This is a genomic window from Gulosibacter sediminis, assembly GCF_023370115.1.
Taxonomy (GTDB): domain Bacteria; phylum Actinomycetota; class Actinomycetes; order Actinomycetales; family Microbacteriaceae; genus Gulosibacter; species Gulosibacter sediminis_A.
In genome coordinates, this window is sequence record NZ_CP097160.1 from 2574154 (window position 1) to 2599895 (window position 25742).

Consider the following 25742-nt stretch of genomic DNA (forward strand, 5'->3'; position numbering starts at 1 on the left):
GGACCCTCATGCCGCTCACCGCTCAGGACCTCCTCGACCGCGCCGAGATTCTCGACGCGATCAACGCCTACTCGCACGCGCTCGACCAGCGCGAGTGGGGCATCCTCGCCGACGCCTTCACGCCCGACGCCGACATTGTGCTCATCGATCGCGACACCCACTACACGCCGCAGTCGCTGCAGGATGCGCTGAGCGGGCAGAACGACTCGACCCGCCTCTCGGGGCAGCACGTCAACGGCAACACCCGCTTCGAGATCGACGGCGACACCGCACACACCGTCACCGAAGTGCTCTGGGTCACGCTGCAGACCACCGACGACCCCGAGACGTTCAAGCACATCCGCGCCGGCGGCATCTACGTCGACGACCTCGTGCGCACCAACGCCGGCTGGCGCATCGCGCGTCGCGAGCTCGCGCTGAAGAACCGCGTCATCGAGTACCTGCCCTACGACGCGGCCGACGTCGAGAACATCCGCTACACCCTCGCCTCGAGCTGGTACAAGACCGCCTAGCCCCGGCGTGCGGCGGTGCTTTCACGCATCCTGAAGCTTGCCGCAGCACACTGCTGTCGTGGCCGGAATCACCGGCCCGCGCAAAGGAGCAACCATGTCGAAAGTCCTGATCCTCGCCGGCGATTTTTCCGAGACCCTCGAAGTGTTCTACCCCTACGAGCGCCTGCGCGAGGAGGGCTACGAGCCGGTCATCGCCTCGCTCGAAAAGAAGCGCCTGCAGTTCGTGGTGCACGACTTCGAGCCCGGGTATTTCACCTTCACCGAGAAGCCGGGGCACGGTTGGGACGCCGACATCGCGGTCGCTGACGTCAACCCCGACGACTACGTCGCGCTCGTGATTCCGGGCGGCCGCGCGCCCGAGTACCTGCGCAACAACACCGACGTGCAGCGCATCGTGCAGCACTTCTTCGGGGCGGATGCGCCGGTCGCGTCGACCTGCCACGGCCCGCTGATCCTCGCGAAGTCGGGTGTGCTCTCGGGCCGCACCTCGTCGGGCTTCCCCGAGGTCGCACCCGACATCGAGTCGGGTGGCGCCACCTACGAGGGCGGTCAGGCGGTCGTCGACGGCAACCTCGTCACCTCGCGCGCGTGGAACGACAACGGCCCCTGGTTCGGCGCCTTCATCAAGCTGCTGCGCGAGCGCGCACCCCTCGCCTAGCGACGCGCCGCCGCAAGCAGTGGCGCGTTCAGCGACAACTGGCGCAGTCACCATCGCGCCAGTTGTCGCTGAGCGCGCCCCTGCGGTTCGCACAGCGTCGCTGACAGCGCCACTTCCACTCGCGCCGTGTCGCTGACAGCGCCACTGCGAGCGCGCGCCGCTGCTTAGCGAACGATCGACTCGGCCCCGGCCGAACGCACCGGGGTGAGGCGCTCGAGCTGCGTCACGTGGCGCGGCTCGAGTTCCTCGACGGTCGCGACGCCAAGCAGCGCCATGGTGCGCTTCACCTGCGAGCCGAGGATCTCAATCATGCGGTCGACGCCCTCGCGCCCGCCGGCCATGAGGCCGTAGAGGTAGGCGCGGCCAACGAGCGTGAACTTCGCGCCGAGCGCCATCGAGGCGACGATGTCGGCGCCGTGCATGATGCCGGTGTCGAGCATGACGGTGGCGTCGGCGCCGACCTCGCGCACGACCTCGGGCAGCAGACGGAACGGGATCGGCGCGCGGTCGAGCTGACGGCCGCCGTGGTTCGACAGGATGATGCCGTCGACACCCTTATCGATGAGCCGCACCGCGTCGGGCACGTTCTGCACGCCCTTCACGACGAGCTTGCCCGGCCACATCTCGCGGATGATCGTGAGGTCGTCGTCCGAGATCGTCGGGTCCATCGCATAGTTGAGCAGCTCGCCGACGGTGCCGCCGGTCGTCGAGAGTGAGGCGAACTCGAGCTTCGGGGTGGTGAGGAAGTCCCACCACCACCACGGGCGCGGAATCGCGTCGACGATCGTCTTCACCGACAGCTGCGGCGGAATCGAGAAGCCGTTGCGCGAGTCGCGCATGCGGTTGCCCGCGATCGGGGTGTCAACCGTGAACATGAGTGTGTCGAAGCCGGCCTTCGCAGCGCGCTCGACGAGGCCGTACGAGATCTCGCGTTGGCGCATGACGTAGAGCTGGAACCAGTTGCGACCGGTCGGGTTCGCCGCCTTGACGTCCTCGATCGACGTCGTGCCGAGCGTCGAGAGCGAGAAAGGGATGCCCGCGGCCGCGGCAGCGCCGGCGCCGGCGGTCTCGCCCTCGGTCTGCATGAGGCGCGTGAACCCGGTGGGCGCAATGCCGAACGGCAGAGCGCTGCGCCCGCCGAGAATCTCCACCGAAGGGTCAACTTCGGGTGCCGGGCGGAGGATGTCGGGGTGGAATTCGACGTCACGGAACGCCTGGCGTGCGCGACGCATCGAGATCTCGTCGTCGGCCGCACCGTCGGTGTAGTCGAACGCGGCGGCGGGCGTGCGGCGCTTCGCGATCTTGCGCAGGTCGGCGATCGTCAACGCTTGCGACAGTCGACGGCGCTTGAGGTTGAAATCAGGCTTCTGCAAATGCAGATACTCGAAAATCTCCGACGGCTTTGGAACCTGACGCTGCACCATATCTTCGTCCTCTTGTTCAGTAGTTCTAGTTGCTCGACACCCGCGGAGTGAAGCGGCGCAGGTCAACGGTCTGCGCAATCAGCGCTCGCAGGGCTTCCAGGTCGCCACGCACGGCGCCAAGGGCCCGCGCCTGCACAACGAGGTTGCCGAGCGCGGTCGCCTCGACCGGCCCGGCGACAACCCTAAGTAGAGCACGGTCGGCCGTGAGTTGGCAGAGCAGGGTGTTGAGCGAGCCACCCCCGACGAGGTGGATCGCGCCCACCCGCTTGCCCGACAGTTCGGCGGCGCGGTGCACCGCATCCGCGAACGCCGCGGCGAGCGACTCAAGGATACTCCGCACGAGCTCCGCGCGCCCGCTCGGCACCGCGAGGCCGTGGCCCGCGAGCCAGTCGGCGATGCGCGCGTGCATGTCACCCGGCGGGGCAAACACGGGGTCGTTCACGTCGAACACGGGCTGCGGCGTGCCCACGTCGGCGGCCGCGGCGAGCAGCTCACCGAGATCGATCGACTCGCCGTCGACGCGCTCCCAACCGCGAATCGTCTCGGAAAGCACCCAGAGCCCCATCACGTTGTGGAGGAACCGGGTGCGGCCATCAACGCCGCGCTCGTTCGTGAAGTTCGCGGCGCGCGACGCTTCGGTGACGACGGGCGCTTCGAGCTCGACGCCAACGAGGCCCCAGGTGCCGCAACTGATGAATGCGACGTCGGGGTCGGTCATCGGAATACCGACGACCGCCGAGGCGGTGTCGTGTGAACCGACCGCGAGCACCGGCACGCGCGTGTCGAGACCGGTGGCCTCGCCGACGCGCTCGCGCAGCGTGCCGATTTCGGTGCCGGGGTCGACGAGCTGCGGCAGAATCTCGGTGGGAATCCCGAGCTGCTGCGCGAGGTCGAAGTCCCACTCCCCCGCGAGCGAGAGCAGCCCGGTCGTCGAGGCGTTCGTGCGCTCGGCCACCTCGGCGCCCGTGAGCCAGTATCCGAGCAGGTCGGGGATGAGCAGTGCCCGGTCGGCCTGCGCGATCCGCGTCTCGTCAAGCACCTCCGCGACGTACTGGTACACCGTGTTGAAGGGCAGGTACTGCAGGCCGTTGCGGGCGTACAGCTCGGCGAAGGGAATGCGCTTGTGGGCGAGCTCGGCCGCCCGCGCGCCCCGCGCATCCCGGTAGTGGAACGGCACGCCGAGCATGCTGCCGCGGCGCAGCAGCGCATAGTCGACGGCCCACGAGTCAATGCCGATCGACTGCAGCTGGGCGCCCGAGCGGCGCTGCGCCTCGCGGCCCGCGTCGCGCAGGCCGTCGAGGATGCTGCGGTAGAGCTCGACGATGTTCCAGTGCAGCCCATCGGGCAGCTCGACGGGGGTGTTCGGGAATCGGGCGACCGTGTGCATCCGCAGCTCGCCGGGCCCCACTTCGCCGAGGATGACCCGGCCGCTGGTGGCGCCGAGGTCAACCGCGGCGACGTGTGCGCTCATCGCCGCGCCTATCGCAGGAACGCGGCGGCGACGCCGGAGTCGACGGGCAGGTGCACGCCGGTGGTGCGCGAGAGCTCGGGGCCCGTGAGCACGTAGACGGCGTCGGCGATGTTCTCGGGCACGACCTCGCGCTTGAGGATCGTGCGGTTCGCGTAGAACTGGCCGAGGTCTTCCTCCTTCACGCCGTAGGTCGCGGCGCGTTGCGCGCCCCAGCCGCCGGCGAAGATGCCCGAGCCGCGCACGACGCCGTCGGGGTTGATGCCGTTGACGCGCACGCCGTGCTCGCCGAGCTCAACCGCGAGCAGTCGCACCTGGTGCGCCTGGTCGGCCTTCGTCGCCGAGTAGGCGATGTTGTTCGGACCCGCGAACACCGAGTTCTTCGAGGCGATGTAGACGATGTCGCCGCCGAGCTGCTGGTCGATGAGCACCCGCGCCGCCGCCTTCGAGACGAGGAACGAGCCCTTCGCCATGACGTTGTGCTGGAGGTCCCAGTCGCGCTCGGTGGTCTCGAGCAGCGGCTTCGACAGCGAGAGGCCGGCGTTGTTCACGATGAGGTCGAGGCCGCCGAACGCGAGCACCGCCTCGTCGACCGCGGCCTGCACGGCCGCCTCGCTCGAGACGTCGGCGGCCACGCCGATCGCGACGTCGCTCGATCCGAGCTCGGCCGCGGTGGCCTGCGCCTTCTCGAGGTCGAGGTCGGCGATGACGACGCAGGCGCCCTCACGGGCGAGGCGGGTCGCGACGGCCTTGCCGATGCCCGAGGCGGCGCCGGTGACGAGGGCGATGCGGCCCTGGTGCGAGCGCGGCTTCGGCCGACGCTGCAGCTTCGCCTCCTCGAGGGCCCAGTACTCGATGCGGAACTTCTCGGACTCGTCGATCGGCTGGTAACTCGACAGCGCCTCGGCGCCGCGCATCACGTTGATCGCGTTGACGTAGAACTCGCCGGCGACGCGCGCCGTCTGCTTGTCGGCGCCGTACGAGAACATGCCGACGCCCGGCACGAGCACGATGAGCGGGTCGGCCCCGCGCATGGCGGGCGACGTCTCGTCGGCGTAGCGCTCGTAGTAGGCGGCGTAGTCGGCGCGGTAGGCCTCGTGCAGCTCGCGCAGGCGCGCGGTCTGCTCTTCGACGGATGCGGTGGCCGGCAGGTCGAGCACGAGCGGCTTCACCTTGGTGCGCAGGAAGTGGTCGGGGCAGCTCGTGCCGAGCTCGGCGAGGGGCGCGAGCTGCTCGCGCTGGAGGAAGTCGAGCACCTCCTCGGAGTCGGTGTAGTGGCCCACCATCGGCTTGTCGGCCGAGGCGATGCCGCGAATCACGCCCGCGAGCGCGGCGGCCCGCGCACGACGCTCGGCCTCGGGCAGCGGCTCGTAGCCGGGCACGACGGCGCCGAAGGGCTCGGCCGCGCCGTTCGCGGCGATGTACTCCTCGGCGGTGCGGATGATCCAGAGCGAGTGTTCCTCGGCCTCGGCCGAGGTGTCGCCCCACGCGGTGATGCCGTGGCCGCCGAGGATGCAGCCGATCGCCTCGGGGTTGGCTTCCTTGATCGCGGCGATGTCGAGGCCGAGCTGGAAGCCGGGGCGGCGCCAGGGCACCCAGACGACGCGCTCGCCGAAGATCTTCGCGGTGAGGGCCTCGCCGTCGGCGGCGGTCGCGATGGCGATGCCCGAGTCGGGGTGGAGGTGGTCGACGTGCGCGGCGTCAACGAGCGCGTGCATCGCGGTGTCGATCGACGGCGCGGCACCGCCCTTGCCGTGCAGGCAGAAGTCGAACGCGGCGACCATCTCGTCCTCGCGCTCGACGCCGGGGTAGACGTCGCGCAGGGCGCGCACCCGGTCGAGCCGGAGCACGGCGAGGCCGGGCTCGGTGAGGGTGCCCAGGTCGCCGCCCGAGCCCTTCACCCAGAGCAGCTCAACCGCATCCCCGGTCACCGGGTCGGTGTCGCTGCCCTTGGCCGAGGTGTTGCCGCCGGCGTAGTTCGTGTTGCGCGGGTCGGCGCCGAGTCGGTTGCTGCGGGAGAGAAGATCGGCGACGGCCGGATTCGTGGTGGTCATGCGAGTGTCGTCTGCTTTCTACGCGCCCCAGGAGGCCTGCTGGCCCCCGACGCGTTCCTGAGCGATCTGCTGCTGGTAGCCCGACGCGGCGTAGGCGCGCATCGGATTGGCGGCGAAGCCGCGCGACTCGCGCCAGGCGGCGAGCTGCTCACGGACATCGATTTGGTAGGCGTCCATGAAGATTTCGTTCGCCTCGAGCACGTCGCCCGAGCGCTGGGCCTCGCCGAGCGCATCTCGGTCGAGCAGGAGCGCGCGGGCCGCCATCTCCTGCACGTTGAGCACCGAGCGAATCTGGCCGGGGATCTTGTCTTCGACGTTGTGGCATTGGTCGAGCATGAAGGCGAGGTTCGGGTTGTTCCAGCCGCCGCCGCGGATCACCTCGGTAAGGATGCGGAACAGCTGGTACGGGTCGGCCGCGCCGACGATGAGGTCGTCGTCGGCGTAGAAGCGCGAGTTGAAGTCAAACGAGCCGAGCTTGCCGAGGCGCAGCAGCTGCATCACGATGAACTCGATGTTCGTGCCGGGCGCGTGGTGGCCAGTGTCGAGGCAGACCACGGCCTTGTCGCCGAGCGCCGAGACCTGGGCGTAGCTCGTGCCCCAGTCGGGCACGTCGGTGTGATAGAACGCCGGCTCGAAGAACTTGTACTCGAGCACGAGGCGCTGTGCGTCGCTGAGGCGCGCGTAGATCTGCTGCAGCGAGTCCTGCAGGCGGTCCTGCCGGCCGCGCATATCGGCCTGGCCCGGGTAGTTCGAGCCATCGGCGAGCCAGATCTTGAGGTCGCGCGAGCCCGTGACGTTCATGATGTCGATGCACTCGAAGTGGTGATCGATCGCTTTCTGGCGCAGCTTCGAGTCTTCGTGGGTGAGGCTGCCGAACTTGAAGTCGTCGTCCTGGAAGGTGTTCGAGTTGACGGTGCCGAGCCCGACGCCGTGCTCCTGCGCGTGCTCGAGGAGGGTGCCGTAGTCGTCAACCTTGTCCCACGGGTAGTGGAGCGCCACGACCTGGCCGAGGCCGGTGTACTTGCTCACCTGCGCGGCATCGGCGATCTTCTCGAACGGGTCGCGCGGGGTGCCGGGCGTGCCAAACACCTTGAAGCGCGTGCCCGAGTTGCCGAACGCCCACGAGGGCAGTTCGATGACGAGCTGCCCGAGGGTGTCGAGCTGCTGCTGCGAAAGGGTGCGGGTCATGGTCAGATTCCTGTCTGCGTGCGGGTGGCCTGCAGTTGGTCCCCGAGGTTGAAGATTTCGGTGAGTGGTGGGGTCTGGTCGGCGCGGCCGTCGACGTGGTCGAAGAACTCGGCCATGTCGGCCTCCCAGGCGGTGGCGACCTCGCTCGCAGCGAGGTAGTTGCGGGCGGCTTCGTCGTCGTCGGTCTCGTAGTAGCCGACGAGCAGGCCGTCGCCCGCGAGGAAGAGCGAGTAGTTGCGGCGTCCGGAGCGCGCGATCTCCTCGAGCATCTCGGCACGTACGGGGGTGTGGCGCCGCAGGTACTCGTCGAGTTTGTCGGGGCGGATGCGCAGGGTGAAGCACACGCGCTGGGGCTGAAGCTCGGGCATCCGGCTGGTCTCGCTCTCGCCGCTACGCGGCATTGATTCGATTCAAGTGGTGGGGCGGATGCGCCCGCTCGGCCGAGCGTGTCGGCTGCGGCAGAGCGGGCGTCCGGTGGCGACTAGAAGTCGAAGTCGCTGATGTTGTCCTTGTTGAAGACGAACGGGTCGCCGAGCAGGACGGTGCCGTCGGCGCCGACCGTGTACTCGCCGAGCTTGCCGGCCTCGAAGGTGTCACCCTCGGCGCCGGTGATGGTGCCGTCGATCAGCGCCTGCGCGGTGTAGGCCGCGAGGTAGCCGAGGTCTTCGGGGTTCCAGAGGGCGAACGCCTCAACGGTGCCGCTCTCGACGTACTCGCGCATCTGGTTCGGCGTGCCGAGACCGGTGATCGCAACCTGGCCCTTGTACTCCGAGGTGTCGACGTAGCGGGCCGCCGCGGCGATACCCACGGTGGTCGGCGAGACGATGCCCTTGAGGTCGGGGTAGGTCTGGAGCAGCGACGAGGTCTTGTCGAACGAGGTCTGGTCGTCGTCGTCACCGTAGACGACCTCAACGAGCTCGATGTCGGGGTAGTCCGACTCGAGGTATGCCTCCATGAGCTCGATCCAGGCGTTCTGGTTCGTCGCGTTCGCCGAGGCCGAGAGGATCGCAATCTGGCCCTCGCCACCGATCTGGTCGGCGATGAGGTCGATCTGCGTCTTCGCGATGCCCTCGGCGTCAGCCTGGTTCACGAACACGTCGCGGCACTCGGGGTCGGTGTCGGAGTCGAAGGTGACGACCTTGACACCCGAGCTCTTCGCCTCTTCGAGGGCCGAGCAGATCGCGCTCGGGTCGTTCGCCGAGATCACGATCGAGCCCACCTGCTGCTGGGTGAGCGTGTTGATGTAGCTCACCTGACCGTCGGGGGTGGCCTCAGCCGGGCCGACCTCGTTGAAGGTGCCGCCGAACTCCTCGACGGCAGCCTTACCACCGGTCGACGAGGCGTCGAAGTAGGGGTTACCGAGGTTCTTCGGCACGAAGGTGACCGACAGGTCGCCAGAGCCTTCGGCTGCAGCATCCGTCGAGCCGGTCGAGCCGCTGCCGGTGTCGGCGCAGCCTGCGAGGGCAATTGAGACGGCCGCGGCGGCCGCAATCAGTGCGCCAATACGACGCTTTCCAGCAAACTTCATTGTGTTGCCTTTCGTTGGGTGGGTGCCTAGTTCGGCGATGAGGTCGTGGGGCTGGGGGTGGTCTTGGTGCCGACTCGGGCGGCCTTCGCTGCGGCGAGGCGGGCGCGGCGCAGCTGCACCCAGTCGATGACGCTCGCGAGCACCACCGAGAGCACGAGCAGCACACCGGTGATGATGTTGATGACATCGCTCGTCACGTTCGCGAGGCGCAGGGCGCTCGACAGGGTGCCGATGAGCAGGGCGGCGGCGACGACGCCGTAGATCTTGCCGCGGCCGCCGAAGACCGAGACGCCGCCGAGCACGACCGCCGCGATCACCTGCAGCTCGAGCCCGGTCGCGTTGTCGCCGCGGGCCGAGCCGTAGCGCAGCGTGAAGAAGATGCCGGCGAAGGCCGAGACGACTCCCGCGAGCACGAACAGCAGGAACTTCGTGCGCTCGACCCGCACGCCCGAGAAGCGCGCCGCGTCGGAGGCGAGGCCGATGGCGTAGACGCCGCGGCCGAAGGTCGAGAAGTGCAACAGCACGACGAAGACGGCGAGCAGAATCACGAAGGGCAGCATGATGTAGGGCAGCGGCGTGCCCGAGATCTTCGCCTGGGCGAGCGCCGTCCACTCCGCGGGGAAGCTTGTGACGGCGGCGGTGCCGAGCAGGCCGACCGCGAGGCCGCGGAAGAGCGCCATGGTGCCGATCGTGACGGCGAGCGAGGGCAGGCCGACCACGGTGACGAGGAAGCCGTTCACCGCGCCGCCGAGCACACCAACGAGCAGGGCGATGGTTGCCGCCACGCCGAAGCCGACGCCGGCCTGCACGAGCACGCCCGTGACGACCGACGAGAGGCCGACCATCGAACCGACCGACAGGTCGATCTCGCCCGTGATCATCACGAGCGTCATCGGCAACGCAATGAGCAGAATCGGCGCGATGTCCATGAGCAGGTAGGTGAGCGTGATCGGCTGAGCGAAGCCGCGCACGGCGGTCATCGCGACGAGCGCAACGACGGCGAGCAGCAGCACGATCGCCATCTCACGGCTGATCAGGAGACGCTTCCACGCGGGGCGGCCGAAGGGCGCGATCACGCGGGCGGGGGCGCCGACGGCTGCCTCGGCGGGCGTCGGTTCGCGGGTGGTGTCGGTGGTGGTCATGCGTTGCTCCTGGCCGTCTCTGAGTCGGGCACTCCGGGCGGGGGTGGCGCATCCTCCCGGCCGCGAGATTCGATGAGTCGTCGTTTCTGGCGCAGCGCGACCGCGCGGTCGAGCACGATGGCGCCGAGGATGAGCAGGCCGACGACGAAGCGCTGCCAGAAGTCGGGAATGCCGAGCACCGGGAGGGCGCGGTTGATGGTGGCGAGCAGCATCCCGCCGATCGCGGCGCCCCAGAGGGTGCCGACGCCACCGGTAATCGCGACGCCGCCGATGACGGCCGCGCCGACCGCGTCGAGCTCCCAGCCCGAACCGGCCTGCGAGTTCACGGTGCCGTAGCGGGCCGCGTAGAACACGCCGGCCAGGCCCGCGAGCGCGCCCGAGAGCACGAAGGCGGTGAGCACGCGGCGCGTGGTCTTGAGGCCGTAGAGCTCGGCGGCGGCGGGGTCGGAGCCGATGGCGTAGTACTCGCGGCCGCCGCGGGTGTTCTTGATGATCCAGGCCGCGCCGAACAGCACGATGAAGGCGATGATCGCGAGGATCGGTATCGAGAGCACCTGGCCCGTGCCGAGCGCGAGGAAGTCGCGCGGCAGGTCGCTCGCGTTGATGCGGTCGCTGCCTGCCCAGAGCACGTTGATGCCGCGGTAGGCGTAGAGCATGCCGAGCGTGATTACCATGGCCGGCACCCGGGCGAACGCGACGAGCGCGCCGCTAATGAGGCCGAGCACGCCGCCGAAGATGACGACGAGCACGATGACGAGCAGCATCGGGATGCCTGGCAGGTCGATGAACAGGCGGCCGGTGAGGTAGGCCGACAGGCCCATGACTGAGCCGACCGAGAGGTCGACGTTGCGGGTGATGAGCACGATGCCCTGGCCGACCGCGACGAGCACGAGGATCGACGGGGTGAGGAACAGGTCGCGCCAGCCGTCGGCAGAGAAGGTGAAGTTTGGGTTCTTCGCGGTCGCGGCGACGATGACGATGAGCAGGGCGAGCAGGATGCTCAGCTCGCGCACGCGGCCCATGAACGAGATGCGTCGGCTCACCCGAGAGGTCGGGATCGCGGTGGTGGCGACGGGCTTCAGCCCGGGAAGATTACTCATGCCGCGGGCTCCTTGGCATCGTGGGTGGCAAGGTGCATCACCGATTCCTGCGTCGCGTCCTCGCGCTCGAGTTCGCCGGTGAGCCGGCCCTCGCGCATGACGAGCACGCGGTCGGCCATGCCGAGCACCTCCGGCAGCTCGGACGAGATCATGAGCACGGCCATCCCCTGCCCCGCGAGCTCAGAGAGCAAGCGGTGCACTTCGGACTTCGTGCCGACGTCGATGCCGCGGGTGGGCTCGTCGATGATGAGCAGGTCGGGGTTGCGCGAGAGCCACTTCGCGAGCACGACCTTCTGCTGGTTACCGCCCGAGAGGGTCGAGGCGACCGTGTCGAGCGCGTTCGTCTTGACCTCGAGGCGGCTCGCCCAGATGGCGGCGGCGCGGTTCTCGATGCCGGTGGTGATGAGGCCCCACTTCGCGAGGCGGTTGCGCAGCGCGAGCGTGACGTTGCGGCCGACCGTGTCGTCGATCACGAGGCCCTGGTAGCGGCGGTCCTCGGGCACGAGGGCGATGCCGGCGCGCATGGCAGCCGCGGGCGAGCTCTTCGGTAGGGTCTTCCCCTCGAAGCGCACCGAGCCGGTGCGGTAGGGGTCGACGCCGAACACGGCGCGGGCAACCTCGCTGCGGCCGGCGCCGACGAGGCCCGCGAGCGCGACGATCTCGCCGCGGCGTACCTGGAACGAAATGTCGCTGAACACACCGGGCTGCGTGAGGCCGTCGACCTCGAGCAGCACCTCGCCGACCTCGGCGGGCTGCTTCGGGAACAGCTCGGTGACGTCGCGGCCGACCATGCGCTTCACGATCTGGTCGACCGTCGCGTCGGCGGTCGCCACCGTCTCGATGTAGGCGCCGTCGCGCATCACGGTGATCTGGTCGCAGAGCGCGAAGACCTCTTCGAAGCGGTGCGAGATGAAGATGAGGCCGCGACCCTCGTCGCGCAGGGCGCGGGCGATCGTGAACAGGCGGTCGACCTCGACGCCCGAGAGCGCCGCGGTGGGCTCGTCCATGATCAGCAGCTTCGCGTCGAGCGACACGGCCTTCGCGATCTCGATGACCTGCTGGTCGGCGATGGAGAGGCCCTCGGCGGGGCGGTCCGGGTCGATCTTCACGCCGAGGCGGGTGAAGAGGCGCTCGACCTCGTGGCGCATCTCGCGCGAGTCGATGCGGCCGAAGCGGCCAACGGGCTGGCGGCCCATGAAGATGTTCTCGGTGACCGAGAGGTCGGGGAACAGCGTCGGCTCCTGGTAGATGACCGCGATGCCGGCGTCCTTCGACTGCGCCGTCGAGCTGAAGTCGACGTCTTCGCCGTCGAGGCGCAGCGTGCCCGAGTCGCGCTGGTAGAGGCCGGCGACGATCTTCACGAGGGTGGACTTACCGGCACCGTTCTCGCCGACGAGCGCGTGGATTGACCCGCGGTCGACCTTGATGGTGCCCGAACGCAGCGCGACGACCGACCCGAAGGTCTTTCGCACGTCGCGGAGTTCTAGGACTGCAGGGGCGGACATGCTCCGTCCTCTCATCGTTGCGAGGCTCACGCCATAGGGGTGGGATGCGGTCGGCGGGCACCGAACGCGGGCGGAAGTTTCAGGAGCCGCTTTGCTCGTTCTTGAAACGTTCCAACCAATTGCTTTGAATTTATGACACCGCCGCCCGCATGTCAAGCAACTCATTCATTTTGGATTCGGGCCAACTTGGATATGATTCGGTTCAAAGAGTTCAAGGCGTTCAAGACTGGCGGTTCATCGGCGAATCCCAGCTCGGAGCACACACCGAATCCGGCGCGGACTGAGAAGCGGAGGCACTCATGGGCGTGAACATGCGCGACATCGCAACCGCCGCTGGCGTGAGCATGGGCACCGTCTCGAACGTGCTCAACCACCCCGAGCGGGTCTCGCCGAAGCTCGTCGAGCGCGTGCAATCGCACATCCTGCGCCTCGGCTACGTGCGCAACGACGCCGCCCGGCAGCTTCGCGCCGGCCGCAGCGACACCGTCGGCCTCGTCGTGCTCGACCTGCGCAACCCCTTCTTTACCGAGGTTGCGCGCGGTGCCGAGCTGCGCGGCGAGGAGCACGGGCTCAACCTCATGGTGACGAACAGCGACGACCGCACCTACCGCGAGCTCACGCACATCGACCGCTTCGAGGAGCAGCGGGTGCGCGGCCTGCTCATCACCCCGACCCCCGGCGGCATGGAGCGCCTCCACCGCGTGCGCGACAACGGCACGCCCGTCGTGCTCGTCGACCGCGAGTCGCGCGACCTCTCGTTCCCGTCGGTCTCGGTCGACGACGTCGCGGGCGGCTACCTCGCGACGAAGCACCTGCTCGACTCGGGCCGGCGCCACATCGCGTTCGTCGGCGGGCCGCTCTCGATTCGCCAGGTCGCCGACCGCCTCGAAGGCGCACAGAAGGCCGCCGCCGAGGTCACCGGTGCGACCGTCGAGTTCCTCGGCACCCCCGGCCTCACGGTCGACGCGGGGCGCGACATCGGCCGGATGATCTGCGAGCGCACCGAGGCAACGCGCCCCGACGGCGTGTTCTCGGCGAACGACCTGCTCGCCGTGGGCCTGCTGCAGGCGTTCGTGATGATCGGCAAGCTCGCGATTCCCGACGACATCGCGCTCGTCGGCTACGACGACATCGACTTCGCGGCCTCGACGGTGATTCCGCTCACCTCGGTGCGCCAGCCCGCCGAGGTCATCGGCGCGACGGCGGTCGACCTGCTCGTCGAGATCGCCGACAACCCCACGGGCACGCACGACCGCGTCGTGTTCCAGCCCGAGCTCGTCATCCGCGACACCGCGTAGCCCGCCCGCGCATCCCGGGGTGGTTCAGCGCATCCCGGCCCCGCCCATTCCTGCCCCGCGCATCCCTGCTAAGGCGCGAGCAACAGCCCGATCACGAGAATCGCTGGGAACGCGAGCAGCGAGGTCGCGAAGGTGATGTCGCGTACCGCGAGCGTGGGCAGCTTGAACTGCGTCGAGAACAGGAACACGTTCTGGGCCGTCGGCAGCGCCGCCATCACGACGACGCCAAAGAGATCAATGCCCTCGAGACCGAAGACGAAGTGACCGACGGCCCAGGCGACCACCGGCAGCACCGCGAGCTTCACGAGCGTGCCGAGCACCACATCCGCGAGAATCTCGCGCGTGCGGAACGGCGTCTGCCCGATCAGGCTCATGCCGAACATCATGAGCAACAGAGGCACGGATGCGTGACCCAGCATGTCGAGCGGCTCCCAGATCACCGCGGGCACCTGCCATTGCGAGAGCGAAGGTACGGCGCCGATGAGCGCGCCGATCGTCACCGGGTTCGCGACGGACTTCAGGATGAGCTTGCCCGTCGAGGTGTCGCCCGGCTGCGCGCTGCGCGAAATGAACGAGAAGATCGTGAGGTAGACCGGCGCGATGATGAGCAGCTGCGACGCGAGCACCGAGATCGCCGGCACGGCGCTCGACACCGAGAACAGCGCGATCGGCAGACCAATATTGCCGGCATTCGCGTAGGCCGAGGCCATCGACGCGGGCACCGCCTCGACCACCTTGCGGCGCAGCACGAAGCGGGAGATAAGGAAGAACAGCCCCGCGCCGGCGAAGGCGCTGATGAGCGCGACCGGCACGAACACCCCGACGACCTGACGTAGGTCGGTCTCGGCGAGCAGCACGACCATGAGGATCGGGTTCGAGACGTAATAGATCGTCGGCGAGAGCCCCTCTTGGATCTTCGTACTGACCTGTTTTGGCAGCGAGAGCCGCACGATGATGCCGATGACGATGAGCACGAGCACCACGCCGAAGCCCATCAGGACGCCTTCCACGGTGTCTCCTCCCGTAAATCAGGCGAAGGCGGCCCGAGGTTCGGGCCGCCTTCGCGGTCGCACTGCTTGCCGGTGCTAGCGCACGAGGCAGGGGCTCTTCGGGTCGAACGACCAGCCCTCGATAAGGTACTGCATGCCGATCGCGTCGTCGCGCGAGCCGAGGCCGTGCTGCACGTAGAGCTCGTGCGCCTCCTGCAGGCGGTCACGGTCGAGCTCGATGCCGAGGCCGGCCTTGTTCGGCACGGCGATCTCGCCGCCGCGAATCTCGAGCGGCTGCTTCGTCAGGCCCTGGCCGTCCTGCCAGATCCAGTGCGTGTCGAGCGCGGTGATCTCGCCGGGCGCCGCGGCGCCGACCTGGGTGAACATCGCGAGCGAGATGTCGAAGTGGTTGTTCGAGTGCGAACCCCACGTGAGGTCGAAGTCGTGGCAGAGCTGCGCGACACGGGTCGAGCCCGCCATCGTCCAGAAGTGCGGGTCGGCGAGCGGGATGTCGACGGCGTTGGTGCGCACGGCGTGCGACATCTCGCGCCAGTCGGTCGCGATCATGTTCGTCGCGGTGCGCAGGCCGGTGCGGCGCTTGAACTCCGACATCACCTCGCGGCCCGAGAAGCGGCCCTCGGCCCCGACCGGGTCTTCGGCGTATGCGAGCACGGGGCGCAGGCGGTCGGCGAGCTTGACGGCGTCGTCGAGCAGCCAGCCGCCGTTCGGGTCGAGCGTGATGCGGGCGTCGGGGAACGCCTCCTTGAGCGCGGTGACCGCGTCGGCCTCCGAGTTGCCGTCGAGCACGCCGCCCTTGAGCTTGAAGTCCTTGAAGCCGTAGCGGTTCGCCGCCGCCTTCGCGAGGGCGACGATGCCGTCCGGGTCCATCGCCTCTTCGCGGCGCAGGCGGAACCACTCGTCGCTCGCATCTTGCTCGCGCAGGTAGCCGAGGTCGGTGCGGTCGGGGTCGGCGACGTAGAAGAGGTAGCCGAGCATCGGCACGCTCGAGCGGTGCTGGCCGCCGAGCAGCTCGGCGACGGTGATGCCGAGGAACTGCGCGTGCACGTCGAGCAGGGCCGACTCGAGGCCAGTGACGGCGTGCACCGTGGTGCGCAGATCGAAGGTCTGCAGGCCGCGGCCGCCCGCGTCGCGGTCGGAGAAGCGCTCGCCGACCTCGCGCAGCAGGGTGCGGAACTGCGCGACCGGCTTGCCGATGAGCTCAGCCCCCGCCTCCTCGATCGTCTTGCGAATCGGCTCGCCGCCCGGCACCTCGCCGAGGCCCTCGCGACCGTCGGAGTCGGTCACGATCACGACGTTGCGGGTGAAGAACGGGCCGTGCGCGCCGGAAAGGTTCAGCAGCATCGAGTCGTGGCCGGCAACCGGCACAACCTCGACCTTGTCGATCGTCACATTGCTCATGGGGGATTCTCCTTTGAAATCTGGCGCGCACGAGGTTCGGCCGGGCGCAGCCGCGGGGTTGGTTACGCCGTGATGAAGGTGCTGAGGATAAGCACGCCGATGATGCCGAGCACGGCAAGCGTCGTCGTGTACGTGGTGCGCACCTTGATGGCGTCGCTCACGCTGAGGTTGAAGTATTCCTTGAACATCCAGAACCCAGGGTCGTTCACGTGGCTGAACGCAATCGAACCGCAGGCGGTGGCGAGCACCATGAGTTCTGGCGAGACACCGCTGACCGCCACGAGGGGCGCGGCGATGCCGGCCGCGGTCGACACGGCCACCGTGGCCGAGCCGAGCGCGATGCGGAGGATGGCCGCGATGAGCCAGGCGAGGATGAGCGGGTTGAGGTCCCAACCACCGGCCGTGTCGGCGATGTAGTCCGAGATGCCCGCCGAAGTGAGCACCTCCTTGAACGCGCCACCGGCACCGATGACGAGAAGGATCATCGCCATCGCCTTGGCCGCCGAGGCCATCGAGGTCGCGACGTCCTTGAGCGAGCGGCCGTTCAACGGGCCGAAGACGATGATCGCGAGGAGCAGCGTGATGAGCAGGGCGATCGGCGTCGAACCGATGAACTTGAGCGTGCTGACGAGTGCCTCGGAGCTCGGTTCGGTCATGACGATGACCTCGGAGCCGGCGATGAGGATGATCGGGAAGATCGCGACGGCGAACGAGGCCCAGCGCGAGGGCAGCTCTTCGTCGGTGAACTCCTTGTCGGAGACGAGGCCCTCGGGGATCGACGGGTTGATCTTGCGCACGAACGGCAGGCGCGGCCACACCATGGCGACGAGCACACCAGCGGGAATTGCGATGAGCAGGCCGTAGGCGAGGGTGAGGCCGACGGAGGCGTCGTACATGCCGGCGACCGCGGTCGGGCCGGGGTGCGGGGGCAGGAACGAGTGCATCGTCGACAGCGAGATCGACATCGGCAGACCGACCCAGAGCAGGTTCACCTTGGTCGCGCGGGCGAGCGTGAAGGCGACGGGCACGACGATGACGAACGCGACCTCGTAGAACATGGTCACACCGATGAGCATCGACGAGATGACCATCGCCCACTGCACGCCCTTCGGGCCGAACGCGTTGAGAATCGCCATGGCGATGCGCTGTGCCGCACCCGCGTCGCCCATGACGCGACCGATCATCGCGCCGAGGCCGATCACGATGGCGGTGCCACCGAGCTGACTGCCGAGACCGTCTTCCAGCAGGCCGGGGATATCGCCGAGCCCAAGCGGCTCGCCATCGGCCATCAAGTTGCCGGTCGCGACGCCCCAGAGGGCGACGAGCACGGCGACGATCATGAGTGCGATGAAGCCGTTCAGCTTGAACTTCATCATCAACACGAGCAGCAGCAAGACTGCGATTCCAACGATTACTAGGGGCAAGTCGCATCTCCATCGGTGCGGTACGGGGCTTATTTTGCGGGGCTGTGGCAATCGTTGCCACGGTGTCGAAAAACGACTTCGCTCACAGTAAGACCGCGGAATCATTTCCGTCCAAGACTCGAAATGCATGTATTCATGCCGGGAGAGTATCGATGGCCGAAACGGTGCACTTTGCGCGGCTACGCGTCGCGCGACATTTGCACGACGCCCGCGAGGACGACGGCGAGTAGGCCCGCGAGCCCAACCCAGAGCAGCCAGGTGACGGCGCCGTTGAGCAGCACGGCCTGAAGCACCGCGAAGAAGATGAACTGCAGCGGCACGAGCAGCCAGACGAGCATCCGTTCGCCCTCGCGGTAGAGCCGCGCGACATTCTCATTGGTGACCGGCACCGGGTAGTTAAAGAGGCGCGGGTGCCGCGACATGGTGGTGCCACCATATCGGGGCTGGTAGCTGGGCAGGCGGCGGTGCCGACGCGCGGCCCGCGGACACCTGCGCCCAATAGGATTGGCGCAAGGCTCAGGAAGGACCCCCCAATGACTGAACCCACCGTCGCCGGCGCGCTGTCGGCCGCCGCCGATCAGGAGCTGCTCGAGTTCGTGCGCCTGTGCGCCGACTTCGACTGGCGCAACTCAGAGATTCAGACTCGTCGAGTGCTGCGCGAGCAGCTCGGCTGGCGCGGTGGCGCCGAGGAGGACGAGATGGTGACCCCGTCGGGTGCCGTCGCGCAGATCCTCGGCGACGACGCGCAGACCGACTCGGTGTCGCTCGACCACACCGACTGGCAGGAAGATCTGCCGGAGGAGATTGACGACGACCACCCCATCTCGATTCGCTTCGACGAGCTCGCCGCGGTGTTTGACGACGAGTTCGACACGGTCGCAGTCGAGGGCACGACCTTCGACGGCGAGCTGGGCCTGTTCTGGATGCACGAGGACGGTACCCGCATCTGGCTCACCGACTACTCGGTCGTCGTGGTCTCGCCGTCGCTCGCGTCGGCCGAGGACTACCTCGAGGACAACCCCGAGGCGTTCGACGAGTTGCTTGACTACGACGGCGACGACGAGCCCGGCGTGAGCTTCCTGCGCCCGTGATTCGATAGCGGTCTTCTCATGCAGGTCACGATCACGTCCCTCGAAATGCTCGCGCCACCGGCTGCGGTGCCACGCGTCGTGCCAGCCGACGTGCGCATCGACCGGGCTGTTGAGGTGTCGCCCGAGTTCGCGCGGTACTTGTATGGCCTGGTGGGCGGGCCGTGGCACTGGACCGACCGGCTTGGTTGGACGCGCGAACAGTGGGCAGAGGAGCTCGCGGTGCCGGGCACCGAGTTCTTGGTGCTCGTCGGCGACGGCCAGCCGCTCGGGTATGTGCACCTGCAGCCGCAGCCCCGCGGGGCGGATGCGCAGGTCGAGGTGCGGTACTTTGGCCTCGCCGAGGGTGCGATCGGTCGCGGGCTCGGTGGGCTGCTGCTCGAGCACGCCGTTGCGGCGGCGTGGACGCTGGGTGAACGCTTCGATCTGCCGGCCGTGACACGGGTCTGGGTGCACACCTGCTCGCTCGACGGGCCGGCGGCGCTCGCAAATTATCGGGCGCGAGGCTTTGTCGATTGCGGCATCGAGACCGAGGAGCAGGTGGTGGCGGATGCGCCGCTCGGCTCCTGGCGTTCGCTCGGCGGCCCGGTCGCCGGCCGCCGCGAGAGCCGGCACCTCAGCGAGATCGTACACGCGAGCCCGCGCGCGGTCTGGAGCTTCGCATCCGACCCCGACAATCTGCCGCGCTGGGCGGCCGGGCTCGCGCAGGCGCCGGTGCGCCGCCGCGGCGAGCAGCTCGTCGTCGATTCCCCCATGGGCGAGGTGACCGTCGAGTTCGTCGGCACGAACGATCTCGGCGTGCTCGACCACGTCGTGACCCTGCCAAGCGGCGAGGCCGTGCTCAACCCGGTGCGCGTGCTCGAGCATCCGGTCGGCGCCGAGCTCGTGTTCACGGTGCGCCAGCGCGACATGACCCTCGCCGAGTTCGACCGCGACTGCGCGGCCGTCGCGGCCGACCTCGCCCGCCTCCGCACCCTCGTTGAGTCTGCCGCCGCCGCTGCCACCCACTGACGCAGTGTTCTACGATCGATGCACTTACAACCGCATCCCCTCTAGAAAACCGCACGGGCACGGATGCGCCGGGTCGCGAACTACAGGTCGGCGACGCCGCGCACGCGGTGGCCGAGGGCGATCGCCTCGCCCGAGATGCCACCCGTGAGCGGCGAAACCAAGAACGCCACCAGGTTCGCGGTGTCGCCGGGCGTGCTCTGTCCCGGCTTGCCGGCACCGATCTCGGGGTCCGGCTCGGCGACAACGTTGCCGGGGTTCACCGTGTTCACCGTGATGCCGCTGCCCGCGACCGAGTCGGCGAGCGTCTTCGCCGCGACGTTGAGCGCGGCGTTGCGCACGGCCGCGCTGACGTTGCCGGTGAGGCGCGCGTTCTGCCCCGAAATGCCGACGATGCGGCCGTAGCCCGCCTCGCCCATCACCTCGAGCGCCGCGTTCGCCACGCGCAGGAACGTGAGCGACTTACCCTCGATCGCCTCGCGCACCTGATCCGGGTCGGCGTGCCGCGCCGCGTCGAGCGTCTTCGCGGGCGGCGCCGCGGTAATCACGACGCCGTCGAGCCGGCCGTGCTCCGCGAGCACCGACGCGAAGCCCGCGCGCACCGACTCGTCGTCGCTCGCATCGAGTGTCAGCCCGCCGGCGCCGCTGCGCGAGGCCGACACGACCGTCGCCCCCTCGGCTTCGAGGCGGCGCACGATAACGCTGCCGAGGGTGCCGTTACCGCCAACGACGAGCACAACGCGGTCAGTGAGTTGCAGATCCATGGGCACACAGTAACGAAGCGCGGTGAGCCAAACCACGGATGCCGTAACTAAGGTCGCAGCATGCGTCACACTCCGCACTTCCTGCTCACCGACCCCGCCGAAGTGAAGCGACTCATCCGCGAGAACCCGTGGGCAACGTTTGTGTCGAACACCGCGAACGGTCTCCTCGCCTCGCACTACCCGGTGATCCTCGACGAATCGGCCGACGACATCGTGCTCCTCTCGCACTTCGGCCGCCCCGACGACGCGGCGCTCGAGCTCGGCGAGCACGAACTACTCGTGATCATTCAGGGCCCGCACGACTACGTCTCGCCCAGCTGGTACGACGAGGGCCAGGTGGTGCCTACCTGGAATCACGTCACCGCCCACCTCTACGGCGTGCCCGAGATCCTCAGCGACGAGGAGAACTACGAGGTGCTCTCGAACCTCACCGACCACTTCGAGCAGCACTTCCCCCAGGGCCGCCGCCTCGCCGACGACCCCGAGGGTACGCGGCGCATGGCGAAGGGCACGACGGGCCTTCGGATGCGCGTGACCCGCTTCGACGCGCGGGCCAAGTTGAGCCAGAACAAGGCCGAGCACGTCGTCGAGCGCGTCACGAACGAACTGGATGCCCGCAACCCGCGGCTCGCGCGCGAGATGCGGCAGGCGCGCGAGGAGCCCGATGCGCGTGGCTGAGCCGGGGAGCGGATCGTGACTTCCGAGCAGACCGCGCTCCTCGAGCGCATCCGCGCCCGCCTCACCGCTGAGCGCGGGGTGCGCGAAGTGCCGATATTCGGTGGCGTCTCGGTGCTCGTCGGCGGCAAGCTGCTGGTCGCCACGCGCGGGTCGGATGTCGCCGGAGAAGACGATGACCTCGACGATCGCTGACACGAGGTCATGCGGGGGGGACGTCGTCGAGTTCGCAGGGCAAGGGCTCGACGCGAGTTGACGGAGTTCGGCGGTCGACCAGGGTCGAGGCTCAGCCCAGCGAATTTAGACGAACGATCGTTGCATGGATCGGCCAGAACATCGACCAAGGCAAGGGTGTCCCGAGCGCTGACCCTTCGAGGAATGTTAGGTGCGCAAGCCAACCGTCGCGATACGAACTGACGAGGTCGGTGAGACCGGAGTGGGTCAACGTGAGCCTCGTCCCGTCGCCATGAGGAGTCATGCTCCACGCGACATCGGTGCGAGGCTCATCGGGGAACTTCCACGAATAGGTCAACGAACTCAAGACGTCACACTTCACAACCGTCGACTCACATAGGTAGCCGTCGCCATGGTCGATCGCGAACGACGACCCCGAAGAAATCGAGCCCGAGACGACCGTCCCGAGCCACTCTCCTATGTGAGACGGCGCGGTCAGGGTCTCCCATGCGCGGATGACTGGAGCGTCGATGACCCAGTCGACATGCAACTTTGACTCGTCGGTCTCTGTCGAAACTAACGGCATCTCACTACGCTATCGCATCGGTCTGCTTCACCGTTTCCGTGGGAATCAGCCGAGTGCCGGGCGTATCTCGCGCGAGATGACGTCGAGCTGGCGCAGGTTGAAGTCGACGCCAAGCGCGTTCGGCACTGTCACGAGCACCGTGTCGGCCTCCTGCACGGCTGCGTCCTGGCGCAGCTGCTCGACCAGCGCATCCGGCTCCCCGATGTAGCTGCGGCCGAAGCGGGCGATCTCACCGACGTCGATGTAGCCGACCTGGTCGACCGACTCGGCCTGCGCGCGCACGCCGAAGTAGCGGCGCGACTCGTCGTCGATGATCGGGATGATGCTGCGCGAGACGCTCACGCGCGGGGTGCGGGCATGCCCGGCCTCGCGCCAGGCCTCGCGGAACTGGCGGATCTGCTCGGCCTGCGCATCCCCCATCTCAGCCCCGGTGTCTTCGGTGAGCAGAGTGGAGGACATGAGGTTGAGGCCCTGCTCGGCGGCCCAGACGGCCGTCTTGCGCGAGCCGGCGCCCCACCAGATGCGGTCGCGCAGTCCTGGCGACCGCGGCATGATCGGCTGCGCGTCGACCGAGTGCGAGCGGCGCGGGTCGGGGTTTGCGACGCCGGCGCCGTCGATCGCGCGCAGGAAGACGTCGGTGGCGTGGCGGGCCATGTCGGCACCGTCGGTGTCGCCTTCGTCGGGGATGTGCCCGAACGCGCGGTAGCCCGCGATGACCGGCTCGGGTGAGCCGCGGCTCACGCCGAGCTGCAGGCGACCGTCGGCGATGAGGTCGGCGACCGCCGCATCCTCGGCCATGTAGAGCGGGTTCTCGTAGCGCATGTCGATGACGCCCGTGCCGAGCTCGATCTTCGACGTGCGCGCGCCGATCGCGCTGAGCAGCGGGAACGGAGCCGAGTGCTGCTGCGCGAAGTGATGCACGCGGAAGTAGGCACCGTCGATGCCGACCTCCTCTGCGCCGACCGCGAGGTCAATTGCCTGGTGCAGGACGTCGCTCGCGGTGCGCACCTGCGAGCCGGGCACGTCCATCCAGTGCCCGAACGAGAGAAAGCCGATCTTGGTTGCCATGTTGATGAGAACGCATTGGTGGCGCGGGTATTCCGAGGTTCTCGCCCGCAACCCCTCCGGTTGTCAGTCGCCGACGAATTCGTTGACGGCGTAGTTGCGCAGCTCGGCGAGCGTCGGCTGTTTCGTGACACCGGCGAACAACTACGCTGGGCTGGCGCTCTCGACCGGCTCGGGCTCGCAATATTCGACGTCGCCGAACAAGGCGAGGCCGCCGAAGTCGACGGTGGCGTCGCCCTCGTAGACGTGCTGCTCGAGGATGATCCAGGCGTTCGCCTCGGTCACACCGCGCTCGGCTGCCGCCTGGCGGAGCTTCGCGACCTGCTCGGCGCTGAGGTCACGGTCGCCCGCGAGCTCGGCGATGACGGCGTCGGCGGGGCGGGTCTCGCTGAAGCCGGCCTCGAGAAAGTCGACGTCGTAATAGTCGTCGCCGGCGTCAGCGACGAACTGGCTCTCGTCGACGTCATCGGGCGACAGATACTCGACGAACGCCGGGTCGTTCTCGACAACGCCCACCCAGATCGCGGAGCACCGAAGCTGCTTGTCGGCGACAAAGCGCGGGTCAGCAAACCGGTCGATGAAGTCAAGCATGAGGCCCCTTCCGGCGTGCTCGAGTGTGGTGAGCGGAGACGCATCCTCAAGGCCATCGACACGCTGGCCCACGATCCTCGCCCTTCCGGGTGCAAGCAGCTCAAAGGCGGTGCGGACGAGCTGCGCGTTCGTGTGGGCGACTTTCGCGTTCTCTACGACGTGAACGATGCCGAGGTCGTGATTCTCGTGCTCCGCGTCGGTCACCGTCGCGAGATATATCGCTGACCCCACGCTCGAAGCAGACAGAGGCCTGCCACCCGCGCCGAAACGACCCCGCGAACTAGGCTCTGGGCATGGGTGCATCGACACAACGGTTGGAGGTCGTGTCGCAGCTCTGGCACGAGCTCCAACGCGTGCGACCCGATTCACGGGCGTTAATTGCGCTCGACGGGTTCGACGGGGCTGGCAAGTCGCATCTGTCGTCCGAAATTGCCGAGTGCGCTCGGTCCACCGGCGGTCGACCGCTTGTTCGCGTCAGTATCGATGGCTTCCACCATCCGCGATCCGTGCGCCGCGCGGGCGGGAACGGTCCCGAAGGTTTCTATCGCGCCTCATACCGGTACCCGGATTTCCGTCGATGTGTAGTCGAGCCACTGCGCAGCGGTGCGCCGATCACGTCGGCGATCTGGGACGTCGCGCGAGACGAGCCGGTGGTCGCCGCCCCGGTTACCGTGCCTCCACACGCGATCGTGCTCGTTGATGGCATATTCCTGCACCGGCCCGAACTCATCGACGTCTGGGACGCGACGGTCTGGCTCGAGGTGCCCTTCGCCGTCAGCGTCCCGCGTGGGAATGCGCGCTTCGCCGATGAGCATGATGCAGACCCAGAAGCACCGTCGAACCACCGGTATGTGCAAGGGCAGCGACTCTATCTGCAAGAAGCGCAGCCCAGCGCCCACGCTGACTGGGTCTTCGACAACACCGATCTCACACGGCCACAGCTGCGAGCTCGCAACGGGTTCAGCGCACCGTCCTCAGTTGCGCGGCCCTCGCTTCTCGCGCGACGGGCACCAGTGCGACACTGGGGGGCATGACGAGCGTGTACCTCTCGACCGATCCGAAGGCCGACGAACTGTTGGCCACCGACCGCTTCGCACTGCTCGTGGGCATGCTCCTCGACCAGCAGGTGCCGATGGAGACCGCGTTCGCCGGCCCCCAGAAGCTCGTCGAGCGGCTCGGCGAGTTCTCGCCCGGAGCGCTGGCGGCACTCGATGAGGATGCGCTGCTCGCGGCATTCAAGCTGACGCCGGCCGTGCACCGCTTCCCCGGCTCGATGGCTACCCGCGTGCAGTCGCTCGCCCGCGCGATCGTCGACGACTACGACGGCGACACGGCCGCGATCTGGACGGCGCCCGGCAAGACCGGCGGCGCACCGACAGGCGCCGAGGTGCTGCTTCGGCTCAAGGCGCTGCCAGGCTTCGGCGAGCAGAAGGCGAAGATCTTCCTCGCACTGCTTGGCAAGCAGTTCGGACTCGAAGCCGAGGGCTGGCGCGAGGCAGCGGGCGACTACGGCCCCGAAGACGCCTTCCGCTCGATCGCCGACGTGGTCGACGAGACCTCGCTGCAGCGCGTGCGCGAGACAAAGAAGGCGCTGAAGGCCGCGGCCAAGAAGGGGCAATCATGAGCAAAGCAGACATCACCGTGCGGCCGATCGAGGCGAGCGACGAGCCGCGCTGGCGCGAGCTGTTCCGCGGCTATCGGGCGTTCTACCAGCAACCCGACAGTGAGGATGCGGTCTCCCGCGTCTGGTCGTGGGTCACTGATCCGAACCACGAAGTGACCGGCCTCGCCGCCGTCGCCGAGGGCCGCGTCGTCGCGATGGCCCACTACCGACGCTTCGCCCGCCCCTCCACCGCATCCGTGGGAATCTGGCTCGATGATCTCTTCACCGAGCCCGACATTCGCGGCGGCGGTGCCGCCCGAGCGCTCATCACGCGGGTTCGCGAAATCGCAGGCGCGGAAGGATGCTCGGTCGTGCGCGGCATCACGGCCGAGGACAACCACCGGGCGCAGGCGCTCTACGACCAGCTCGCGAGCCGCACGAACTGGGTAACCTACGACGCGGCCCCGCTGACTTAGGCG

At 68.2% G+C, this 25742-nt stretch carries 28 protein-coding genes; 11 read left to right on the forward strand and 17 right to left on the reverse strand.

The window, feature by feature from the left end:
* Window positions 1–8: 8 nt before the first annotated feature.
* Entirely contained in the window at window positions 9–512 is a 504-nt protein-coding gene (locus M3M28_RS11895; RefSeq protein ID WP_249386663.1) for a nuclear transport factor 2 family protein, read from the forward strand.
* A 94-nt stretch (window positions 513–606) separates the two neighbouring features.
* The gene (locus M3M28_RS11900; RefSeq protein ID WP_249386664.1) at window positions 607–1170 is read left to right on the forward strand and encodes a DJ-1/PfpI family protein; all 564 of its coding nucleotides are present in this window, start codon (window positions 607–609) and stop codon (window positions 1168–1170) included.
* Between the two features lie 164 nt (window positions 1171–1334).
* Here M3M28_RS11900 and M3M28_RS11905 read toward each other — a convergent pair whose 3' ends face one another.
* The 9 genes from M3M28_RS11905 to M3M28_RS11945 all read right to left on the reverse strand — a co-directional run bounded on the left by M3M28_RS11905 (window position 1335) and on the right by M3M28_RS11945 (window position 12579).
* On the reverse strand, window positions 1335–2594 hold the full coding sequence (locus tag M3M28_RS11905; protein WP_249386665.1) for an alpha-hydroxy acid oxidase: 1260 nt from the start codon (window positions 2592–2594) through the stop codon (window positions 1335–1337).
* A 25-nt stretch (window positions 2595–2619) separates the two neighbouring features.
* Window positions 2620–4065, reverse strand: coding sequence for a rhamnulokinase (locus M3M28_RS11910; RefSeq protein WP_249386666.1), 1446 nt, complete (start codon window positions 4063–4065; stop codon window positions 2620–2622).
* Between the two features lie 8 nt (window positions 4066–4073).
* Window positions 4074–6116 (reverse strand): bifunctional aldolase/short-chain dehydrogenase, encoded by a 2043-nt coding sequence (locus M3M28_RS11915; protein WP_249386667.1) that lies wholly within the window; start codon window positions 6114–6116, stop codon window positions 4074–4076.
* Between the two features lie 18 nt (window positions 6117–6134).
* Window positions 6135–7304 (reverse strand): L-rhamnose isomerase, encoded by a 1170-nt coding sequence (gene rhaI / locus M3M28_RS11920; protein WP_249386668.1) that lies wholly within the window; start codon window positions 7302–7304, stop codon window positions 6135–6137.
* A 2-nt stretch (window positions 7305–7306) separates the two neighbouring features.
* Entirely contained in the window at window positions 7307–7705 is a 399-nt protein-coding gene (locus M3M28_RS11925; protein ID WP_249386669.1) for an L-rhamnose mutarotase, read from the reverse strand.
* A gap of 80 nt (window positions 7706–7785) precedes the next feature.
* Complete coding sequence (gene rhaS / locus M3M28_RS11930) at window positions 7786–8832, reverse strand: rhamnose ABC transporter substrate-binding protein (protein ID WP_249386670.1); 1047 nt, start codon at window positions 8830–8832, stop codon at window positions 7786–7788.
* Window positions 8833–8858: 26 nt separating this feature from the next.
* On the reverse strand, window positions 8859–9974 hold the full coding sequence (locus M3M28_RS11935) for an ABC transporter permease (RefSeq protein ID WP_249386671.1): 1116 nt from the start codon (window positions 9972–9974) through the stop codon (window positions 8859–8861).
* On the reverse strand, window positions 9971–11074 hold the full coding sequence (locus M3M28_RS11940) for an ABC transporter permease (protein ID WP_249386672.1): 1104 nt from the start codon (window positions 11072–11074) through the stop codon (window positions 9971–9973). Before M3M28_RS11940 ends, M3M28_RS11935 begins: the two co-directional genes overlap by 4 nt.
* Complete coding sequence (locus M3M28_RS11945) at window positions 11071–12579, reverse strand: sugar ABC transporter ATP-binding protein (protein WP_249386673.1); 1509 nt, start codon at window positions 12577–12579, stop codon at window positions 11071–11073. Before M3M28_RS11945 ends, M3M28_RS11940 begins: the two co-directional genes overlap by 4 nt.
* 299 nt (window positions 12580–12878) lie before the next feature.
* Between M3M28_RS11945 and M3M28_RS11950 the strand changes: the two genes are divergently transcribed.
* Window positions 12879–13877 carry a LacI family DNA-binding transcriptional regulator gene (locus M3M28_RS11950; RefSeq protein ID WP_249386674.1) on the forward strand — a complete coding sequence of 333 codons (999 nt, stop codon included), beginning with the start codon at window positions 12879–12881 and terminating at the stop codon, window positions 13875–13877.
* A 68-nt stretch (window positions 13878–13945) separates the two neighbouring features.
* Here M3M28_RS11950 and M3M28_RS11955 read toward each other — a convergent pair whose 3' ends face one another.
* The 4 genes from M3M28_RS11955 to M3M28_RS11970 all read right to left on the reverse strand — a co-directional run bounded on the left by M3M28_RS11955 (window position 13946) and on the right by M3M28_RS11970 (window position 18131).
* Window positions 13946–14887: an AEC family transporter gene (locus M3M28_RS11955; RefSeq protein WP_249386675.1), complete on the reverse strand. Its 942-nt coding sequence runs from the start codon at window positions 14885–14887 to the stop codon at window positions 13946–13948.
* Between the two features lie 75 nt (window positions 14888–14962).
* Complete coding sequence (locus M3M28_RS11960; protein WP_249386676.1) at window positions 14963–16285, reverse strand: enolase C-terminal domain-like protein; 1323 nt, start codon at window positions 16283–16285, stop codon at window positions 14963–14965.
* A gap of 62 nt (window positions 16286–16347) precedes the next feature.
* Entirely contained in the window at window positions 16348–17709 is a 1362-nt protein-coding gene (locus M3M28_RS11965; protein ID WP_249386677.1) for a gluconate:H+ symporter, read from the reverse strand.
* A 179-nt stretch (window positions 17710–17888) separates the two neighbouring features.
* Window positions 17889–18131: a fatty acid desaturase family protein gene (locus M3M28_RS11970; protein WP_249386678.1), complete on the reverse strand. Its 243-nt coding sequence runs from the start codon at window positions 18129–18131 to the stop codon at window positions 17889–17891.
* A gap of 111 nt (window positions 18132–18242) precedes the next feature.
* Here M3M28_RS11970 and M3M28_RS11975 point away from each other — a divergent pair, with 111 nt between their 5' ends.
* Together M3M28_RS11975 and M3M28_RS11980 are read left to right on the forward strand one after the other, a co-directional pair.
* Window positions 18243–18800, forward strand: coding sequence for a hypothetical protein (locus tag M3M28_RS11975; protein WP_249386679.1), 558 nt, complete (start codon window positions 18243–18245; stop codon window positions 18798–18800).
* Between the two features lie 18 nt (window positions 18801–18818).
* The gene (locus M3M28_RS11980; protein ID WP_249386680.1) at window positions 18819–19808 is read left to right on the forward strand and encodes a GNAT family N-acetyltransferase; all 990 of its coding nucleotides are present in this window, start codon (window positions 18819–18821) and stop codon (window positions 19806–19808) included.
* An 80-nt stretch (window positions 19809–19888) separates the two neighbouring features.
* Here M3M28_RS11980 and M3M28_RS11985 read toward each other — a convergent pair whose 3' ends face one another.
* Complete coding sequence (locus tag M3M28_RS11985) at window positions 19889–20569, reverse strand: SDR family NAD(P)-dependent oxidoreductase (protein ID WP_249386681.1); 681 nt, start codon at window positions 20567–20569, stop codon at window positions 19889–19891.
* 60 nt (window positions 20570–20629) lie between these two features.
* Here M3M28_RS11985 and M3M28_RS11990 point away from each other — a divergent pair, with 60 nt between their 5' ends.
* Window positions 20630–21247 carry an FMN-binding negative transcriptional regulator gene (locus M3M28_RS11990; RefSeq protein ID WP_249386682.1) on the forward strand — a complete coding sequence of 206 codons (618 nt, stop codon included), beginning with the start codon at window positions 20630–20632 and terminating at the stop codon, window positions 21245–21247.
* Window positions 21248–21262: 15 nt separating this feature from the next.
* A complete protein-coding gene (locus M3M28_RS11995; protein WP_249386683.1) occupies window positions 21263–21439 on the forward strand; it encodes a hypothetical protein in 177 nt (58 codons plus the stop codon).
* A gap of 91 nt (window positions 21440–21530) precedes the next feature.
* On the opposite strand, the gene M3M28_RS12825 is transcribed toward M3M28_RS11995, so the two are convergent.
* The 3 genes from M3M28_RS12825 to M3M28_RS12005 all read right to left on the reverse strand — a co-directional run bounded on the left by M3M28_RS12825 (window position 21531) and on the right by M3M28_RS12005 (window position 23660).
* Complete coding sequence (locus tag M3M28_RS12825) at window positions 21531–22004, reverse strand: SRPBCC family protein (protein ID WP_431193849.1); 474 nt, start codon at window positions 22002–22004, stop codon at window positions 21531–21533.
* Window positions 22005–22049: 45 nt separating this feature from the next.
* Window positions 22050–23072: an LLM class flavin-dependent oxidoreductase gene (locus M3M28_RS12000; RefSeq protein WP_249386684.1), complete on the reverse strand. Its 1023-nt coding sequence runs from the start codon at window positions 23070–23072 to the stop codon at window positions 22050–22052.
* A 141-nt stretch (window positions 23073–23213) separates the two neighbouring features.
* A complete protein-coding gene (locus tag M3M28_RS12005; protein ID WP_249386685.1) occupies window positions 23214–23660 on the reverse strand; it encodes an immunity 22 family protein in 447 nt (148 codons plus the stop codon).
* A gap of 15 nt (window positions 23661–23675) precedes the next feature.
* Here M3M28_RS12005 and M3M28_RS12010 point away from each other — a divergent pair, with 15 nt between their 5' ends.
* From M3M28_RS12010 to M3M28_RS12025, 4 genes are all read left to right on the forward strand, one after another.
* Window positions 23676–23885 (forward strand): type II toxin-antitoxin system RelE family toxin, encoded by a 210-nt coding sequence (locus M3M28_RS12010; RefSeq protein WP_249386686.1) that lies wholly within the window; start codon window positions 23676–23678, stop codon window positions 23883–23885.
* A 68-nt stretch (window positions 23886–23953) separates the two neighbouring features.
* A complete protein-coding gene (locus M3M28_RS12015) occupies window positions 23954–24694 on the forward strand; it encodes a nucleoside/nucleotide kinase family protein (RefSeq protein ID WP_249386687.1) in 741 nt (246 codons plus the stop codon).
* The gene (locus tag M3M28_RS12020; RefSeq protein ID WP_249386688.1) at window positions 24691–25284 is read left to right on the forward strand and encodes an HhH-GPD-type base excision DNA repair protein; all 594 of its coding nucleotides are present in this window, start codon (window positions 24691–24693) and stop codon (window positions 25282–25284) included. The genes M3M28_RS12015 and M3M28_RS12020 overlap by 4 nt, the downstream gene beginning before the upstream one ends.
* Window positions 25281–25739 carry a GNAT family N-acetyltransferase gene (locus tag M3M28_RS12025; protein ID WP_249386689.1) on the forward strand — a complete coding sequence of 153 codons (459 nt, stop codon included), beginning with the start codon at window positions 25281–25283 and terminating at the stop codon, window positions 25737–25739. The genes M3M28_RS12020 and M3M28_RS12025 overlap by 4 nt, the downstream gene beginning before the upstream one ends.
* The last annotated feature ends 3 nt before the right edge of the window (window positions 25740–25742 follow it).